General features: G+C 50.7%; 18 protein-coding genes. 13 read left to right on the plus strand and 5 right to left on the minus strand.

The window, feature by feature from the left end:
- Positions 1 to 2 precede the first annotated feature (2 nt).
- The 7 genes from KP014_RS16400 to KP014_RS16430 all read left to right on the plus strand — a co-directional run bounded on the left by KP014_RS16400 (position 3) and on the right by KP014_RS16430 (position 6,852).
- On the plus strand, positions 3 to 551 hold the full coding sequence (locus KP014_RS16400; RefSeq protein ID WP_036600649.1) for an HXXEE domain-containing protein: 549 nt from the start codon (positions 3 to 5) through the stop codon (positions 549 to 551).
- 261 nt (positions 552 to 812) lie between these two features.
- The gene (locus KP014_RS16405; protein ID WP_246590517.1) at positions 813 to 1,265 is read left to right on the plus strand and encodes a chemotaxis protein CheW; all 453 of its coding nucleotides are present in this window, start codon (positions 813 to 815) and stop codon (positions 1,263 to 1,265) included.
- Positions 1,266 to 1,304: 39 nt separating this feature from the next.
- Positions 1,305 to 2,930 (plus strand): methyl-accepting chemotaxis protein, encoded by a 1,626-nt coding sequence (locus KP014_RS16410; protein WP_036600650.1) that lies wholly within the window; start codon positions 1,305 to 1,307, stop codon positions 2,928 to 2,930.
- Positions 2,931 to 3,053: 123 nt separating this feature from the next.
- Positions 3,054 to 3,641: a TetR/AcrR family transcriptional regulator gene (locus tag KP014_RS16415; RefSeq protein WP_036600652.1), complete on the plus strand. Its 588-nt coding sequence runs from the start codon at positions 3,054 to 3,056 to the stop codon at positions 3,639 to 3,641.
- Between the two features lie 66 nt (positions 3,642 to 3,707).
- Complete coding sequence (locus KP014_RS16420) at positions 3,708 to 4,841, plus strand: glycosyltransferase family 2 protein (RefSeq protein ID WP_036600654.1); 1,134 nt, start codon at positions 3,708 to 3,710, stop codon at positions 4,839 to 4,841.
- A gap of 106 nt (positions 4,842 to 4,947) precedes the next feature.
- Positions 4,948 to 6,150, plus strand: coding sequence for an ABC transporter substrate-binding protein (locus KP014_RS16425; protein WP_051500436.1), 1,203 nt, complete (start codon positions 4,948 to 4,950; stop codon positions 6,148 to 6,150).
- 153 nt (positions 6,151 to 6,303) lie between these two features.
- Positions 6,304 to 6,852 (plus strand): GNAT family N-acetyltransferase, encoded by a 549-nt coding sequence (locus KP014_RS16430; RefSeq protein WP_036600656.1) that lies wholly within the window; start codon positions 6,304 to 6,306, stop codon positions 6,850 to 6,852.
- A gap of 13 nt (positions 6,853 to 6,865) precedes the next feature.
- On the opposite strand, the gene KP014_RS16435 is transcribed toward KP014_RS16430, so the two are convergent.
- The gene (locus tag KP014_RS16435; protein ID WP_036600658.1) at positions 6,866 to 7,306 is read right to left on the minus strand and encodes a GNAT family N-acetyltransferase; all 441 of its coding nucleotides are present in this window, start codon (positions 7,304 to 7,306) and stop codon (positions 6,866 to 6,868) included.
- A gap of 40 nt (positions 7,307 to 7,346) precedes the next feature.
- A complete protein-coding gene (locus tag KP014_RS16440) occupies positions 7,347 to 7,766 on the minus strand; it encodes a GNAT family N-acetyltransferase (protein WP_036600660.1) in 420 nt (139 codons plus the stop codon).
- A gap of 250 nt (positions 7,767 to 8,016) precedes the next feature.
- Here KP014_RS16440 and KP014_RS16445 point away from each other — a divergent pair, with 250 nt between their 5' ends.
- Genes KP014_RS16445 through KP014_RS16455 form a run of 3 tightly spaced genes read left to right on the plus strand, consistent with a single transcriptional unit; the run spans position 8,017 to position 11,032 of the window.
- On the plus strand, positions 8,017 to 9,006 hold the full coding sequence (locus KP014_RS16445) for an iron-hydroxamate ABC transporter substrate-binding protein (protein WP_036600662.1): 990 nt from the start codon (positions 8,017 to 8,019) through the stop codon (positions 9,004 to 9,006).
- Positions 9,007 to 9,017: 11 nt separating this feature from the next.
- A complete protein-coding gene (locus KP014_RS16450) occupies positions 9,018 to 10,028 on the plus strand; it encodes a FecCD family ABC transporter permease (protein ID WP_090833937.1) in 1,011 nt (336 codons plus the stop codon).
- Positions 10,028 to 11,032, plus strand: coding sequence for a FecCD family ABC transporter permease (locus KP014_RS16455; protein WP_139210575.1), 1,005 nt, complete (start codon positions 10,028 to 10,030; stop codon positions 11,030 to 11,032). The genes KP014_RS16450 and KP014_RS16455 overlap by 1 nt, the downstream gene beginning before the upstream one ends.
- Before the next feature lie 117 nt (positions 11,033 to 11,149).
- On the opposite strand, the gene KP014_RS16460 is transcribed toward KP014_RS16455, so the two are convergent.
- Positions 11,150 to 12,835, minus strand: coding sequence for a methyl-accepting chemotaxis protein (locus KP014_RS16460; protein WP_036591542.1), 1,686 nt, complete (start codon positions 12,833 to 12,835; stop codon positions 11,150 to 11,152).
- Between the two features lie 113 nt (positions 12,836 to 12,948).
- Positions 12,949 to 13,500, minus strand: coding sequence for a helix-turn-helix domain-containing protein (locus KP014_RS16465; RefSeq protein ID WP_036591544.1), 552 nt, complete (start codon positions 13,498 to 13,500; stop codon positions 12,949 to 12,951).
- Positions 13,501 to 13,720: 220 nt separating this feature from the next.
- Between KP014_RS16465 and KP014_RS16470 the strand changes: the two genes are divergently transcribed.
- The 3 genes from KP014_RS16470 to KP014_RS16480 all read left to right on the plus strand — a co-directional run bounded on the left by KP014_RS16470 (position 13,721) and on the right by KP014_RS16480 (position 15,531).
- Positions 13,721 to 14,122: a DoxX family protein gene (locus tag KP014_RS16470; RefSeq protein WP_036591546.1), complete on the plus strand. Its 402-nt coding sequence runs from the start codon at positions 13,721 to 13,723 to the stop codon at positions 14,120 to 14,122.
- A gap of 36 nt (positions 14,123 to 14,158) precedes the next feature.
- Positions 14,159 to 14,938, plus strand: coding sequence for a DODA-type extradiol aromatic ring-opening family dioxygenase (locus tag KP014_RS16475; RefSeq protein WP_036591548.1), 780 nt, complete (start codon positions 14,159 to 14,161; stop codon positions 14,936 to 14,938).
- Between the two features lie 251 nt (positions 14,939 to 15,189).
- The gene (locus KP014_RS16480) at positions 15,190 to 15,531 is read left to right on the plus strand and encodes a YrdB family protein (RefSeq protein WP_051499627.1); all 342 of its coding nucleotides are present in this window, start codon (positions 15,190 to 15,192) and stop codon (positions 15,529 to 15,531) included.
- A gap of 162 nt (positions 15,532 to 15,693) precedes the next feature.
- On the opposite strand, the gene yiaY is transcribed toward KP014_RS16480, so the two are convergent.
- Positions 15,694 to 16,848 carry an L-threonine dehydrogenase gene (gene yiaY, locus KP014_RS16485; RefSeq protein ID WP_036591550.1) on the minus strand — a complete coding sequence of 385 codons (1,155 nt, stop codon included), beginning with the start codon at positions 16,846 to 16,848 and terminating at the stop codon, positions 15,694 to 15,696.
- Positions 16,849 to 16,947: the final 99 nt, after the last annotated feature.

Consider the following 16,947-nt stretch of genomic DNA (forward strand, 5'->3'; position numbering starts at 1 on the left):
GAGTGATTCGCTTGATAGAACACCTGAATGAGGCGATTGGTTGGCCCAGTCTGCTGTGGCTGTTTCCCGTATTATTTATGTTCCATGATTTCGAGGAAATCTTGACGGTTGAAGCATGGGCCGTAAAACATAGGGACAAGGTGCTCCCTGCAATGCCGCCCTTTGCCCGCAAGGCGTTGTCCGCTTCGTTCAACTGTGACACCCGCCAATTTGCCCAAGATGTGCTTTATGTATTTACCGTCATCGTTGCTTCAACCGTGCTCGCCGTGTTCTTCTCTTTCTACTTGCCGTTTCTGGCGGCCCTATCTTTGTTCTTCATCCACTCGTTTACGCATGCTTTTCAGGCCTTGTATTTAAAAATGTATACGCCCGGCGTCTGGAGCGCCGTCCTCATCGCGCTTCCCTATTCAGCGTACACTTTTTACCGGTATCTTGCCGCAAACATCGTTGATTGGGCGGATATCGGCCAGAGCCTGATTTTACTAGCGATTGCCGGGCCGCCCTTACTCTGGCTGCTACTAAAAGGGAGAGCGAAGGCTGCTGGTCAGTAGGCGATCAACTGATACCAAATATTATCAAAGGCAAGCCGATTACAGACAGATGTCTGTATGGACGGCTTGCCTTTTTCAATTTAGCAGCCCAGCCGCACATACTCGGCAGCAGGTGTCCGCTAATAAATCGGTTTTCAAGATTTCGAGGAAGCGATCTTCACGATCTTCACAAATTCATCGGCTAAATCATATTTTAGGGCTGAAGGCCATCCCTAAAACAATATGAATTGCTGAAAATTTGAGATCAGTCTGAGAAAGGTCTTGATTAAAAGGGAGGGAAAAGACATAGACACTTTACAGGGCGAGCAGTTTATTGAGCTTTCAGTTGGATCAGAAACATGCGCACTTCGTATTAAAGACATTCACGAGATAATCAGAATGCAGGGCGTAACCGAGATTCCATTCAGCAAACCCGCAGTCAAAGGCGTAATAAATCTTCGGGGCGGGATCGTTCCGGTAATGAGTCTTAGGAACCTGCTGGGGATGCCGGATGAGTCTTTCACCAAAACAACACGAATAATCATTATATGCCGTCATGAAGAGCTCATTGGATTAATTGTAGACAAAGTCAATCACATCACGACATATGAAGAGATTCATTCTCCGTTGAGCGCGGCATATGAAGAAAGCAGTCATGGAGTGTTTCAAGGAATTGCGAGCCGAGGCGAGCAGCTTATTGGCATACTGAAGCTGGAAGGGCTACTAGGGAGTTAGAAATAATTCAACAAAGTGATTAGCCTGGGAGGAAATCATATGAAATGGTTCTATAATTTTAAGACCGCTGTTAAGCTCCTGCTTGCTTTTTCCGTTCTTGGCATTATGGTAGTGTTCGTAGGTCTAAACGGTATTAAGCAGCAGGAGGAAATGAATAACCGGTTGAATGACATGTATCAGAATCATCTCCTGGCAATCAAGCCGCTCATGGAAACTAAAGATTTGTTCAACCAATCGAGAAATGAATTACGTAAATTATATATGAATAGCGGAAGCGAGAGCTCATTAACGATCAAATCACTGAGAGACGACATGACTGCTGCCAGCGAGAGACTGGAGGAATTCAAGAGGACAGAGCTTACTGCGGAATCCCAGGAACAATTGCCGGTTTTGGAAACGGCTCTGGACAGCTACAATCGGTCTGTTGATGAAATCATTCAAATGGCGTCAAGCCATCAAAACAACCAGCTGATTCAACTGCTTAATGATCCTAACGGAGTATATGCCCAAGGAAGAGACGACACCTTAGCCGCGCTCGATAAGCTGATTGATATCAACGCAGGCGAAGCACAAAGGGCCGAGCAGGCAGGGAAAGAGGCGTTTGCCTCAGGCCGGGAGCTTGTTTATTGGATTACTGCAGCGGCGTTGGCTGTAACTATCGTTACGGGTATTTTTGTTTCCGGCATTATATCTAGACCTCTTCGAAAAATAGGGAGCGTTGCCAAGCAAGCTGCAGAGGGAGAACTGGGAATCGCATCAGGCATTGGCACAACAGACGAGGTTGGAGTAATAGCAAACGCTGTGGATACGATGATCCTAAATGTGCGAAAAGTAGTAGACCGTATTCTTCTCAACGCTGAAAGCTTGGAGGCCGCTTCGAAGCAAATCTCTGTTACGAGTAAGGAAATTGCCGGAAGCAATAGCAATCGGGCAGAGTCTGAAGGCAAGATCAATGTATTGTTCAAAGAATTGACCGATGTCATTAACTCGGTAGCGCAGAATACTAAACAGGCTGCCGAGCTTTCCGAACAAAGCGCCAGAATAATCGATAAGGGTACGGAAGTAGTCAACATCTCGATGAACAGCATGAATGACGTTCGTGTCCATATGGCGGAGCTTGAGAAAAACTCGCTTGTGATCGGCGGCATTGTCGAAATGATTGAGGATATCGCCGACCGGACCAACCTGCTTGCCCTTAGTGCGGCTATCGAAGCCGCCCGAGCCGGAGAGCAGGGAAGAGGCTTTGCAGTAGTTGCCGACGAGGTTCGGAAGCTTGCGGAAAGCAGCAGTTCGGCTGAGAAAGAGATCATCGGCATGATTAAGGGCCTTCAGGAAAAAATAAAGCTCAGTGTAGCTGCCGTAGAGGAAAGCGTGACTTATTCCCATAGGACTGCCGAGACCTTTGGGGATATTCAAAAAATAGTCAGTGAAACGGGAGCGAAGGTGACGAACATCGCCGCTGCAAGCGAAGAGCAATCCGTTCAGGCTGCTGGCGCATGGGATGCTGTTGAGAGTATCACGGCGGCAACGAAAGTAGCGGCAGCAGCTAGTGAAAAAATGGCGGCGACCGCTCAAACCTTAGCTCAAATGGCGGATGAATTGCAGAAATCTGTCAGTATTTTTAAGATTGACCGTCATGAGGAGACTGAGCGGGAATCGCAGTAGAAATAATGGAAGGGATGGGAGGCGGGAAGTCTCCCGGTTACTTCCAGCTTGCCAAAAAGCGGAATTTATTTTATGATCACTTTAGTACAATCGTTCTATATCTAAGGGGAGCAGTGAGGAATAGTGGCCAAAAGAAGCTACGACAGCGAACGGGTCCGGCAGGATGTGCTGAAGGAAGCCGAAGGGCTGTTCTCGCGAAAAGGGTATACCGCCACCTCGATCGCGGATATTTCCAAGGCGACTGGGCACAGCAAAGGTCATATATATTATCACTTCAAGAGTAAAGAGGAGCTGTTCGTTGCTTTGGCACAGCAGACGATGCGAAGCTGGGGGGAGCGCTGGCGGGAGCGCGCTCTAACTTGCTCCTCACCTTCGGATAAACTGTACGCCATTGCCGATTTCGTGATGAACAACTATAAGCAGGATCTGCTGAAAGCGGGGCAGGAGCTGGCGGCGCTCCCTGATGTACAGCCGTCGACCTTGCAGGCGCTATATGGATTGGCAAGTACGCCGATGGGGGCTTACCGCGAAATCATTGGGGAAGGAATGGCAAACGGCGACTTCAAACGAGGGGACGCGGATCGGCTCAGCTTGCTGTTTGGCGGATGGCTCGGCGGGCTTAATGTGTATGTGCACACGCTGGACAAGGAGACGCTGCAAGATCTGTACAGGGAGACGGCGTCCTTGTTTTTACGGGCGATTTCCGAGTAGGAATCCCGTATTTTTTTCGGAAGATTAGAACGTTCGTACAAATTTAGGGTGAAATGGGGATGCCGCATGGAATGGTTGTATTGGCTGCTATCAGGATTGAATGCGCTGATGTGGGGAGGCGTGGCGTTATTATATACGGCCAAGGTGGGACAGATCGGCCAGCTGTACAAGACGGAGGCGATGCCGATTGAAGAGCCGCCGCTGATCTCGGTGATCATTGCCGCCAGAAATGAGCATAAAGCGCTGGAACGCTGCATTCGCTCGCTTGCCGGTCAGACCTATTCGAACCTTGAAATTATCGCTGTAGATGACCGCTCTACAGACAACACCCAGGCGATTATCGAAGAGATGGCAGCCAAGTACCCTAATGTATCCGGAGTATACATTCAAGAGCTGCCGGAGCACTGGATGGGAAAAAGCCATGCTTTGTACGAGGGAGTGAAGCTGGCGAACGGGGAATGGCTGCTTTTTACGGATGGGGATATCCTATTTCAACCGGAATGTGTATCCAAGGCGGAGGCCTACTGCCGAAAAGGGAGCCTCGATCATTTAACCCTTATTCCCGATTTCCACGGCAATCATTTGTTCTCCAAGTTGTACGGCGCCTTTATCTTTCTCAGTGCGTCGTCCTTCGGCATGCTCTGGAAGGTGAAGAATCCGAAAGCGCCGCAATCGCTCGGCGTCGGTGCTTTTAATTTGGTCAAGCGCAGCACTTACGAGAAAATCGGAACTCATGCGTCTTTCTCCTACGTCACAACGGACGACAATGCACTCGGCAAAAAGATCAAACAAGCGGGCTGCCGCCAGGATGCCGTGTACGGTACTCGGATGATCGTAGTCTGGAATTGGTATGAGAGTCTGGGACAGTTAATCGGGAGTGTGGAAAAGTCGGTGTTCAGCTTTCGGAACGCGCTAACCACAACCTTATCCTGTCTGCTGACGATGCTCTACCCTTGGGCCGGTCTCTTTATCGGTCCTATGGTTCCCAGAATACTCTGCGCGGTGAGCTTGCTGTCGGTATTTTGGCTGTACTTCGTTTATGCGCGCCATGCCGGCGGCGGCCGGTGGTACGGCATCGCCCACCCGCTAATCGGGCTTTGCCTTATGTTTGGCGGACTCCGCGGCGCTTTCCGTGCTTCCCGAAGAGGCGGCATGACCTGGCGCGGCACCACTTATGATTTGAAAAATCTGAAATCCTGAGCTTTGTGATATTAATCACGCCCTTTTTGTAAAATTTTTAAGAAAATCTAATGAAACATGAAAAGTCATCATAGAGGAGGCATAACAAGCTAAAGGAGGCCAGAAAATGGGCGCAATCAGAACGTATTTGAAGCTTGGCGAGTTGTTGGAACGTTATCCGGACAAAGAGGGTGTGCTCAAGGAATTTTTTGATGCGGGCTCGTCAGAGGAACTGCTTACCCGTTACGGAGCGGATTCTTACCTGAACCGGATGCTGAAGAGCGAAGCGAAACCCGCGGATACCCTGCTATCGCTGCTTAATGAGGGAGAGGAAGACCGGCCGCTGCCGGCAGCGGGAGACCTGGACTTTCTGGGAATGACCATCTGTTTGATGCGCCAGCGGTTTCAGGCTTGTTTTGATGATTGGATGACGGATTACAGGGAAGAGACAGGCGGAGCCTTCAATTGTTACCTGCCCCGAAATTGCGGAAGCGGCAATCCGTACCGGAACGTATGGCTGGCTGAGAACGTCCGTGACTTCCCGGGAATTGTGAGCGGGTGCGGCTTTAGCGATTTTTTCCGTGCCGAGTTCCGGGACAATCTGCTGAAAAAGAATGTGTTCCAATCCGTCGACATGCCGATCAATGCTTCACTTTCCCAGGAACTGATTGATCCCTTTGGGGCTTACACGCTGTATGGTATCTATCCCTATGTGATGATGATCGACGAGACCCGGATCGGTTCGCTGCCGCGTCCGAGAGAATGGGCCGATTTGATGAATCCCGTCTACGAAAATAATGTCATTGTCATCGGTTCCACCGAAAAAGTATCGGAGCTGCTGCTGATGTACACGCATAAAGAGCATGGCGACGAAGGGATACGCCGGCTCGGCGTGACAATCAAGGACGGATGGCATGGTTCCAAGATGGCGAAGACCGCGGGCAGCGGTTCCACAGAAGGCGCGGCGATTTATGTGCTGCCTTTAGGTTTTGCCCGGTATAGTCCGAGACCGGATAAAGTAACCATCGTGTGGCCGGAGGACGGAGCGATCTCGAATCCGCTGTTCATGCTGGTCCGTAAGGACCGTTACCGCGATCTTGAGCCGATTGCGCGCTATATGACCGGTCCGCAGCTTGGCCGCGAGGTTGCCGCCTGCTCCTTCCCGGCGCTTAATGCCGAGGTGGACAACGGACTGCCGGCGCATGCGAAGATGAAATGGCTGGGCTGGGAATACCTGCGTTCCATCGACCTTCAGCAGCTGAAGGGCCATACCCAATCGCTCTTTCAGCAGAATTGGAAGAGAAACTCCCGCGTGGAGATTTCCAAATAAGGAGTATACTGTGTGATTAAAAGGGAGTATCTCAGCAGCCATGCGAATGGCGGTTAAGACACTCTTTTTGCGGGCACTCCTCAAGCGGAACGTTACTCCAATCGCTGTTATGTTCAATTTTTCCCATCCACTAAAGTTTAAAAGGAGTATGAAATGCAAATTAACCCACAGGAATTCAGCGTAAATGGGCTGGGCTATACAGTTAGATCTGCAAATGTTAACGATGCACAAGCTTTGTCCGAAATAAGAGTGCAGATCGACGGAGAGACTGAAAATTTAGACAGAGAGCCGGGGGAGGCGTTCATTGATATACCCGGTTTTGAACAGATTATTAAGACGGATACCGAAAGCATGAGAAACCTTTTTTTAGTGGCGGCAGTTAAGGACAGGATCGTTGGATTTTCAAGATGCGAAGGAAATCAGTTGAAACGATTCTCTCATAAAGTAGAATTTGGAATATGCGTATTAAAAGATTATTGGGGATATGGCATTGGGAAAAATCTGTTAAAAGAATCGATTTCTTGGGCTGACTCAAACGGTATTAAAAAAATAACTTTAAATGGTGTGCTGGAAACAAATGATAAAGCCATTGAACTTTATAAAAAGTTTGGGTTTGAAATCGAAGGGATTTTAAAAAAGGACAAAGTTCTTTCGGACGGTAAATACTATAACACCATTGTTATGGGAAGATTTAATGGCTGATGAATCTGGAATTTCACTCTACTTCCAAAGACATGTAAACGTCTATGAGATCCTCACTTTCAACTTTAAAACCAAACCGTTCATAAAGATGTCTGGCGGAGCTCCCTTGCAAGACATTTAATACTACACTTTTTCCTTTTACATGATTTTGTTCAAGCAGATTTTTTAATACTTGACTGCCGATCCCTTTACCTTGGTAATTAGGATGAATATAAAAATGCTCCAGTAAATAACCATCGACCGCCGGTTTTAAAGCGATGCAGCCAACAAAAGAAGAATCTATCTCAATGATCCAAGTATGATCGGGGTCAAATGTATTACGGAAGCGTTGCCGAACCTTCTCTTCATCAAACCTTCCTAATCTGGATAAATCATTACGCAGTACAATTACTCGTAAATTAGCAATTGTCTCAACATCTGAATTTTGGGATTGACGAAGAGTAATCTGTTTCATCAAAAGTATCAGCTCCTCCCAGAGAATTGCCTCGTCAGTCTCAAGGTTCCAACCTCATATAAACGCTTCTCTCTCTAAATCCGAGCGACTTCCAAAATGCATAGGCTCGTTCATTCCAGTACATCACCTCGATATCCAGCCTGTCCGTGTCCAAAAACCCCGACAGCTTACGGAAAGCAGCCAGGCCGTAGCCTTGTCTTCTGCAGTGCCGGCAAATAAAAAAATGCCTAACATACAGCGGGCTGCTGCCATGGTGGACAAGGGCGTAGCCTTTGACATCATCGTCCTCCAAGAACAGATACGCTTGGTAATCCCCATCCAAAAAATTCTTCATACGCTCCTTTAGTTGAACGGTATCCATCTTGTTATCATGCTTCTCGTCTTCGATCAACTGCCGGTTAAGTTCCGCCAGCAGCTCCAAATCGGTCTCCGAACAGGTCTTTATAGCCAAGTTGTTCATGCACTCTTCCTCCCAATGCAGCATCCTGCGAATTCCAAATAACCGCTATACTTACCAGTTATAAATTACCACGTGAGCCGCGCTAGCTTCAACTGTATGGCGGACTCAAGGTATGCCGGAGGAAATCCGCAAAAAAAGTGTCTTTTACTTATTGACAGCCAGAAGTAAAGAATTTAAAGTTTATATAATTGATAGTGATAATCATTATCACTAATACATATCTATTATTCAACCCTAGGAGGAAAGAGAAATGAAGAAATTATGGTTTCCGGTTCTGATTCTGATGACGATTATTGTCAGCGCATGCGGCAGTAACAGCGGTAATTCCGGCGGCGCGGCGGCGAGGAGCAGTCCAACTTCAGGCAATGCTTCGGCGACGGCAAGTCCCGAAAGCTCCGCAACGGCTGAAACCGGTACGGAAAGCGGCACAGGCACGATTACTTACCAGTCCGAGAGCGGTCCGGTTGAAGTTCCGGCGAATCCGCAGCGCGTTATCGTGCTGTCGTCATTTGCAGGTAATGTACTGTCGCTGGGAGTTAACCTGGTCGGCGTTGATTCGTGGAGCAAGATGAACCCGAACTTTGAGGATAAGCTGAAAAATGTGGAAGCCGTATCCGATGAGGACCTGGAAAAGATTATCGAGCTGAAACCTGACCTGATCATCGGGCTTGACAATGTCAAGAATGTGGACAAGCTGAAGCAAATTGCCCCAACCGTAGTTTACACTTACGCCAAAGTTGATTATTTGACTCAGCATCTGGAAATCGGCAAGCTGCTGAATAAGGAGAGAGAGGCTCAGGCTTGGGTTGACGACTTCAAGAATCGGATGGAAAAAGCAGGCGAGGAGATCCGTGCAAAAATCGGCAACAAGACTATTTCGGTCATTGAAAACGATGCTAAGCAATTCTATGTGTTCGGCGATCACTGGGGACGCGGCACGGAGATTCTGTATCAGGGCATGAAGCTGAATATGCCGCAAAAGGTGAAGGACGCGGTGGCTAAAGACGGATGGTACGCGCTTTCGCAGGAAGTGATGCCGGAATATATGGGCGACTATGTGATCTTCAGCCGCAGCTCCGCTATGGACAATGCCTTCCAGCAGACCGAAACCTACAAGAATATTCCGGCGGTCAAGAATAATCAGGTCTATGAAGTGGACGCCAAAGCCTTCTACTTCAATGACGCGCTGACGCTGGATTACCAGCTTGATTTCATCACCCGGAATCTTCTGGGCAAGTAAGCGGGCCGGCGATGAAAGCTGAATCTGCACATTCCGGAGCGATTTGGGGCAAGCTGCTGGCGGCTTCTCTATTGCTTATCCTGTCCTTTGCCGTTTCTCTTATTGTCGGGGCGAAGAGCACAACGCTTCACGAAGCTTGGCTCGCGCTGACATCGCAGGCCGCCGGTGACAATATCACCATGATCCGTGAAATCCGCCTGCCGCGTGTAGCGGCGGGCATATTGGTTGGCGCCGCGCTCGCCGTAGCGGGAGCGGTCATGCAGGGACTGACGCGGAATCCGCTGGCTGATCCCGGCCTGCTCGGCATTACCTCAGGCGGAAACGCGGCACTGGCCTGCGCGCTCGCATTCATTCCCTCATTGAACTATTTCGGCATGACCGTGGCCTGCTTTCTTGGAGCCGCCGGCGGAGCCCTGCTCGTATTCGGACTTGGGGCCGCTTCGAGGAGCGGTCTTTCCTCCGTTCAATTGGTGCTTGCAGGCGCGGCGATGTCGGCATTGCTGACTGCCATAGCCGAAGGAGTCGCATTGTACTTTAAAATTTCCAAAGATGTATCCATGTGGACGGCGTCAGGTCTTGTCGGCACTTCCTGGGGGCAGGTTCGCACCATCGCCCCGTTTATTATTGTCGGAGTTTTGGTTTCAGCGGCTCTATCCAGGTCGCTTACGATCCTCAGCCTGAACGAAACATCCGCGGTTGGCCTTGGTATGAGAACAACACAAATCAAGACCGCGCTCTATGCGATGATCATTGTCCTCGCGGGGGCTTCGGTCGCACTTGTAGGGAATATGGCGTTTCTCGGGCTAATGATTCCGCATATTGTCAGGACATTCGCCGGAACCGATTACCGGACTATTGTGCCGCTGTCTGCCATCTGCGGAGCGGCATTCATGCTCCTGGCCGATACGCTGGGACGGATGGTTCACGCGCCGTTTGAAACGCCAGTCGCGGCGATTGTTGCGATGATGGGATTGCCGTTCTTCCTGATCACCGTGCGGAAAGGAGCGAAGTTTCTGTCATGATCGCGGGTTCTAAACTCAGAAGTCAGCGAACAGTGCTTCTGATGCTGTTTCTGCTGATCTCGGCAACGCTGTTCATCGGTATGGGGACAGGCAGCTCATCCGTCTCTTACGGCCGTATTCTGCCGACTCTGCTCGGTGATGGCTCCTTCAAGGATGAATTTGTCCTGTTCTCGATCCGGCTGCCGCGCATGCTCGTCACTCTATTGTCCGGAATGGCGTTGTCGCTGTCCGGAACGATTCTGCAATCCATTACCCGGAACGAGCTGGCTGATCCCGGCATCATCGGGATTAATTCGGGAGCCGGGGTCGCGGTTGCGGTTTTCTTCCTCTATTTTCCGGTCGACGCCGGTTCGTTTGCTTATGTGCTGCCGATCGTCGGATTTGCCGGAGGATTTCTCGCCTCGGCGCTGATTTATCTCCTGTCTTACAGCAGAAGCGGAGGGCTTCAGCCGATCCGGCTTGTATTGACGGGGATCGGTTGCTCACTGGCATTGTCAGGAGCAATGATCTTCATCATTTCATCCACCGACCGGCGGAAGTATGAATTTATCGCCAAATGGCTGGCCGGCAGCATTTGGGGTACGGATTGGCCGTACATAACCGCGCTTGTACCCTGGCTCGTCATCCTGATCCCCTACATTTTTTACAAATCGCGGACGCTGAACCTGCTGGCCCTGAACGAGCAGGTAACGGTCGGGGTAGGTGTCAGACTCACCCCTGAACGGCTTGGACTGCTGGCTGCTGCGGTTGCGCTGGCTTCAGCAGCGGTTTCCATAACAGGCGGAATCGCTTTCATTGGACTTGTTGCACCGCATATTGCGAAATCGCTGGTCGGTCCCCGGCATCAGCTGTGTGTCCCGGTCGCGCTGCTGCTCGGCGGCTGGCTGCTGCTGACCGCCGATCTTGTCGGCCATAACCTTGCAGCTCCGGACGGCATTCCGGCCGGTGTTATGGCCGCTTTAATCGGCGCGCCGTATTTTGCCTATTTGCTGTTGCGAAAATAACTCCTGGGCAAAGGCTGCGCCCGGAGCTACACAGAATCATAAAAGGCTGCGCCGCGATAGAGTACTCTAACGCGGCGCAGCCTTTCGCTTTTACTCCTTAATGGAGGGGTGCGGCCATCAAATTTTAAAGCGGGAAATCAGCGACTGGAGGTTTCCTGCCATGGCGCTTAGAGATTCGGCTGCGAAACGCATTTCTTCTCCGGAAGCCAATTGCTCCTCGGTTGCCGCGGCAATCTCTTGAGTGCCCGCCGAAATGTCGCTTGTTCCTATACCGACGGTTTCCATGGATTGCGATACGACTGTGAACTGGCTGCGCATAAGCTGCGCCGAGCCGGAGATTTCCGATGTTTTGCCGGATACCTCGCTGATAGATCGAAGGATCTCCTGGAACTGATCCAAGCTATGGCTCGTTATTTCGTTCCCTTCGGCGGTTCTGGCTTTGACGTCAGTCATGCTGCTGAGCGCCAGATTTGCATTCTCGCGAATATTCCCGATCAATTCACTGATTTCTTTGGCCGATTCGGCAGAATATCCGGCCAGCTTTTTCACTTCTCCGGCCACTACGTCAAATCCGCGGCCAGCTTCACCCGCTCGTGCTGCTTCGATCGATGCGTTGAGAGCAAGCAGATGGGTCTGCTCGGAAATTTCGTTGATCAGCGAGGTGATTTCCGCGATCTTCACCGTCTGCCCGGAGAGCAGGGTTAATCTCGAATCGGCTTCATTAACCGCCCGCTTGATATCATTCATTTTCTCAACCATCCGCGCAATGGTCTGCTCGCCGGCACCGGCCCGTTCATGCATGCTGAGTGAAGCGGAGGCCATATCCGAGGAGTGGTGAGAAATGGACTCAATCCGTTCCAATGATTCACGCGTCTGGTTAGCATTAACGGCAGCAAGTCTATTTTGTTCGGAAGCTCTGTCGGCAATGGTCTGCATGGATCCGGCGATAAGCTGCGATGTGGACCTGGACTGCTCGACGCTTGCGAAGAATTGCTGCGATACAGAAGAGAGATGGCTGGTGGCTTCGCTGACTTTTCCGACGATCTCCCTTAAGGATGCGATAAAAGCGTTGAAACTTCCCGCCAGCATGCCAAATTCATCTTTTTGAGCGATCCGAATCGTTCTTGTAAGGTCGGCTTCACCCGCCGCGATTTCATTCATCTGCTCATTAAGGAGTCTTAAAGGTTTCAAAATGATTCGCAGAAGCAGGATGGAGGCGGCCGTTCCGAGAATCACGCTTAAAATGGCGACCGTCAGCAAAATGGTTTGAGAGCGGGCAGAGTTTTCTTTAATATGCTGCTCGACCGGAGCAGCCTCCTCTGCAAGAAGCTTGACCACCTTTTCGACGGCCGGATTTACATTTTGTTTCCGCAGACTTCGCTCTTGTTCGAAATGTAAATTTTCGGCCTGCTGCACAGAGCCGCTGCCGCGCAGGCGCACCATTTCGCTGTTCAATTGGAACAGTTTCGTCAGAGCGCCTTCGATCTCTTGCATCGCGGAGCCATACTTGCTCTTAAGAGCCGGGGTCATAGTTTGAAGCAGTTTGTTAATATTGCCCATCTTCGTTTGCATTTCCCCGGTGAATTCCGTCTGGCCGGTAAGCAAATATCCCCGCTCGTCATTTGCCAGACCGGCAAGCAGATATTGAACCTGCTTCATGTCCCGCTGCAGTTCATTTAGCTCGCGCAGATTCTGTGCTTCTTCCGCAATTCCACGGATTGATGTTACAGCCAAAATACTGCTTCCGGCGAGCGCTGCAATCAGCAGTGCCACCAATACGATTAATTTACTCCTGACTTTCATTTCCATTCCTCCCGGTCTTAATACTCTTATTTATATCGGGAGGTGTTACCCGCTTTGTTACACCACAGCGCTGAAAGATTCATCAGAGCATCCGACCCGCTTCAAGGCGCTCGCTACATCAGCTTCCAGTCCTCCTGCTCCTCGGTATATACGGCGACCAGCACAAGGGCGGTATCTTCACCTATATTTTGGACCTTGTGGGGAGTGCAGGCATTCCAACTGAATGCGTCGCCTTCTTCCAGCACGGCCGTATCTTCCCCTTGTTCAGCAAGAATCTTGCCCCGGATAACCAGGTGTGTCTCCTCGCCTTCGTGGGCGTGGGGGGCTTCGCCGGTGGATGCCCCGGGAGGGAACTCGACGAGCACCATCCGCATATTTTTCGTTCTGCTCAAATGGGATACTTTTAATTGCTCGGGTCCGCTGGAAGTTTCCCGGCGTTCCTGGCTCCGGACGATGTGCATTTTTTCTTCTTTTCGCAGCAGCAGGTAGGCCAGCGGCACTTTGAGCGCCAGGGCAATGCTTTCAAGTGTCGCGATGGACGGAGAAGTTTTATTCGTCTCAACCTGGCTCATGAATCCTTGCGACAGCCCGGTCTGCTCGCATATTTGAGCGATTGTAATATTTTTGCGCTTGCGTATGGCGCGGATCGTGGAACCGATATCCACAGGCAGTCACCTCGTTACAAGTTATGTAGTGATTCAAATATTTTAGCATTTTCGGCTGCGGTAAGACCAATCCAATTGAATAAGCACTCGGAAAATCGGTTAATAGATTACAAATAATCAGTAACTATATTTATTATTGACAAAACGCATTTCTTCGATTATGTTTATTTACATAAAATAATAATTCATATTACTTATATTTTGGGAGGAGAAAAGAATAATGAAAAACACAGTGACGATTTTGATGAGAGTGGTACTCGGCGTTTTATTCCTGGCTCATGGGGTCAGCAAGCTTCAGATGGGACTGGACAACGTTGCTGGTTGGTTCGACAGCATTGGCCTTCCCGGCTTTTTGGCTTATGTTGTGGCGGGAATTGAACTCGTTGGCGGGATCATGCTGATCCTGGGTCTGCTCACACGCTACGTATCGGTCGTGCTGGTTATCGTGCTCCTTGGCGCGGTCTTTACCGCGAAGCTGTCAGCAGGTCTGCTCGGCAATGGACAATCCGCAGGATATGAACTGGATCTGACTTATATCTTGATCGCTTTGTATCTGGCTGTTGCGGGCTCATCAGGCTTGTCGCTGGACCGCGTACTCTTTCGCAAAAGTGAACAAAACTGATGGATATCCCATACGAATAAAAAGGGGTGAACCAATATGATGCCGTCTTACTTTTTTGCGCATGGCGCGCCGTCGCTTGTGATTGAAGATCATGAGTATACATCGTTCTTGAAAAATATTGCCGCCACGCTGCCGCGAAAGCCGAAGGCAATTGTCATCTTTTCCGCCCACTGGGAGCATAAGGTCCAGCAAGTCAGTTCGGTCAACACGCACGGTACAATCTATGATTTCTCCGGATTTCCGGAGGAAATGTACCGGATGACGTATCCGGCTTCCGGGGACGCTTCGCTTAGCGAACAGGTGTTGTCGCTGCTGAATAGCGCGGGAATTCCAGCCTTACCAGACACAAACCGGGGGCTCGATCATGGCTCCTGGGCGGTGCTTAAGCTAATCTACCCGGACGCGGACATTCCCGTCGTGGCGCTGTCGGTGAACCGGTATCTGGACAATGCAAAGCAGTATGAGATTGGAAAAGCGCTCGCCGAGCTGCGGGAGCAGGACGTTCTCATTATCGGCAGCGGAGGAATCGTCCACAATCTTCGGCAAATCAAGTGGGGCGCCGGACCCGAATCCGTGGATGCATGGGCATCGGAATTCGACACCTGGATTGAGAAGCGCCTGGAGGACTGGAATTTGGAGGAGCTGTTCCGCTACCGGGAGCTTGCGCCACACGCCGACCGGGCCGTCCCGACAACCGAGCACTTCATTCCGCTGTTGCTGGCGATGGGAAGCGGGGATGCGGTCCGGAAAGCGGAGCTTCTTCACCGAAGCTACCAATGGGGGAGCTTGAGTCTGACGGCATGGAGATTCAACTAAGAGGGAACGAAGACAGAGGCCATTTCGCCTTCCGCCCCTGGCAGAACAAGAGTGGTTCATAGCTGTCAGGGGAGGCCGCTCAAACCTGTACCGGCGGCTCGGGGATTCACTCCGCAATGAGATGACCTTCAACCTGATAAAAATAGACTTGCAAAACTAATGCTATTAGTTTATATTAAAACTAATATCATTAGTTTTTGTTTTTTATACGGAATTTTTCATCAATAAGAAGACTGGAGAGGAATGATATCATGATTGAAATGCTGCAAATGCTCAACCTTGGACTTCGTTTTTTGCTGGAACTGATTGTCTTGACCGTTTATGGATTCTGGGGTTACCGGATAGGGTGGAGTGCATGGAGTTCAAGGGCGCTTTGCATCGGTCTGCCGCTGTCTGCGGCTGTTCTCTGGGGACTGTTGGGCTCTCCCAAGGCGACTTTTGCTTTGCCGGCCCCGCTGCATCAACTGCTGGAACTGATGATGTTCGGTTTGCCGGTGATTCTGCTGTTCCGAATGAACCATCCTGCACTTGCAGTGTTATATGGAGCCGTTGTCCTCGCCAATAAGGTGCTGATGATCGTCTGGAATCAGTGAAACGGAAGGGTTACTCCCGGCTGGGTAATTTCTTTTCAAGGTTCGGTCACTCGAAAAAAACCATCCTCCCATTTGCGGAGGATGGGTTCGTCCATATATATATTAGAGAGGAGGACGAGCTGTTTTAAGTACTGCTTACATCGTTACATGGCGTGCTCGAAGTTACATGGCGTGCTCGAAAATTTCCATGATCTCGTCGTGCGAGCCTTGGATCGGATTGGTGACGCCGCATGCATCTTTCAGCGCATTCGCCGCCAGCACCGGGAAGTCTTCCCGCTTCACACCCAGCACCGACAGTCCGGACGGGATGCCGACCCGCTCCGCCATCACTTCAATGGCCTCAAGCGCAAGCGCCGCGCCTTCTTCTGCGGTGACGCCGTCGACATTCCGGCCAAGCGCTTGCGCCACATCCTTCAGCCGCGCCGCGGCTTTGACCGAATTATACCGCTCCACATGAGGCAGAAGAATGGCGTTACAGACCCCGTGCGGCAAATTGTAGAAGCCTCCGAGCTGATGCGCCATCGCGTGGACATAGCCAAGGCCTGCGTTGTTGAACGCCATGCCGGCCAGGAATTCGGCATACGCCATCTGCTCTCGCGCTTCCTTGTCTGATCCGTCATCTACGGCCCGGACGAGATAATCCCGGATAAGATTAATCGCCTTAAGGGCGCAAGCATCGGTAATCGGCGTCGCATTCGTTGAGACATAAGCTTCGATCGCATGCGTCAGCGCATCCATGCCGGTGGCGGCGGTCAGGGATTTTGGCATCGCCATCATCAGGTCGGGATCATTGACCGCGATCAGCGGCGTCGTATGTTTGTCGACTATCGCCATCTTGATATGGCGTTCCTCATCGGTGATGATACAGAACATCGTCATCTCACTGGCTGTTCCGGCCGTCGTGTTGATGGCGATTAGCGGAGCGGCGGGCTGTGCGGACTTGTCCACGCCTTCATAATCTCCTATTTGTCCCCCATTCCCGGCCAGAAGGGCGATGCCCTTAGCGCAGTCATGGGGCGAACCGCCTCCGAGCGAGACGACGCAGTCACACTCGGAATCCTTGTAGAGCTGCAGACCCTCCCGCACATTCGTTACTGTGGGATTAGGCTGTGTTCCGCTGTATACAGCGGAGCCGATTCCATTTTGATTCAGCATATCCGTGACTTTGGCGGCAAGTCCGATGTCTACGAGCGGCTTGTCGGTGACGACAAGCGCTTTTTTGTAACCGAGCTTACTGATTTCTTCACCTGCGTCCGAGAGCGCTCCAGATCCCATCAGGCTCATTCCCGGCATCATAAATTTCGCTTTACCTGTCATTTGGCACCTCGCTATTTGTTGGTTGGAAAATATTGTGTTATCCTTGCTCTATTAATACGATAAGGTTTTGATCACCAAAAAACTAACCGAAACTGCGGT

The sequence above is a fragment of the Paenibacillus sophorae genome (assembly GCF_018966525.1).
Taxonomy (GTDB): domain Bacteria; phylum Bacillota; class Bacilli; order Paenibacillales; family Paenibacillaceae; genus Paenibacillus_AQ; species Paenibacillus_AQ sophorae.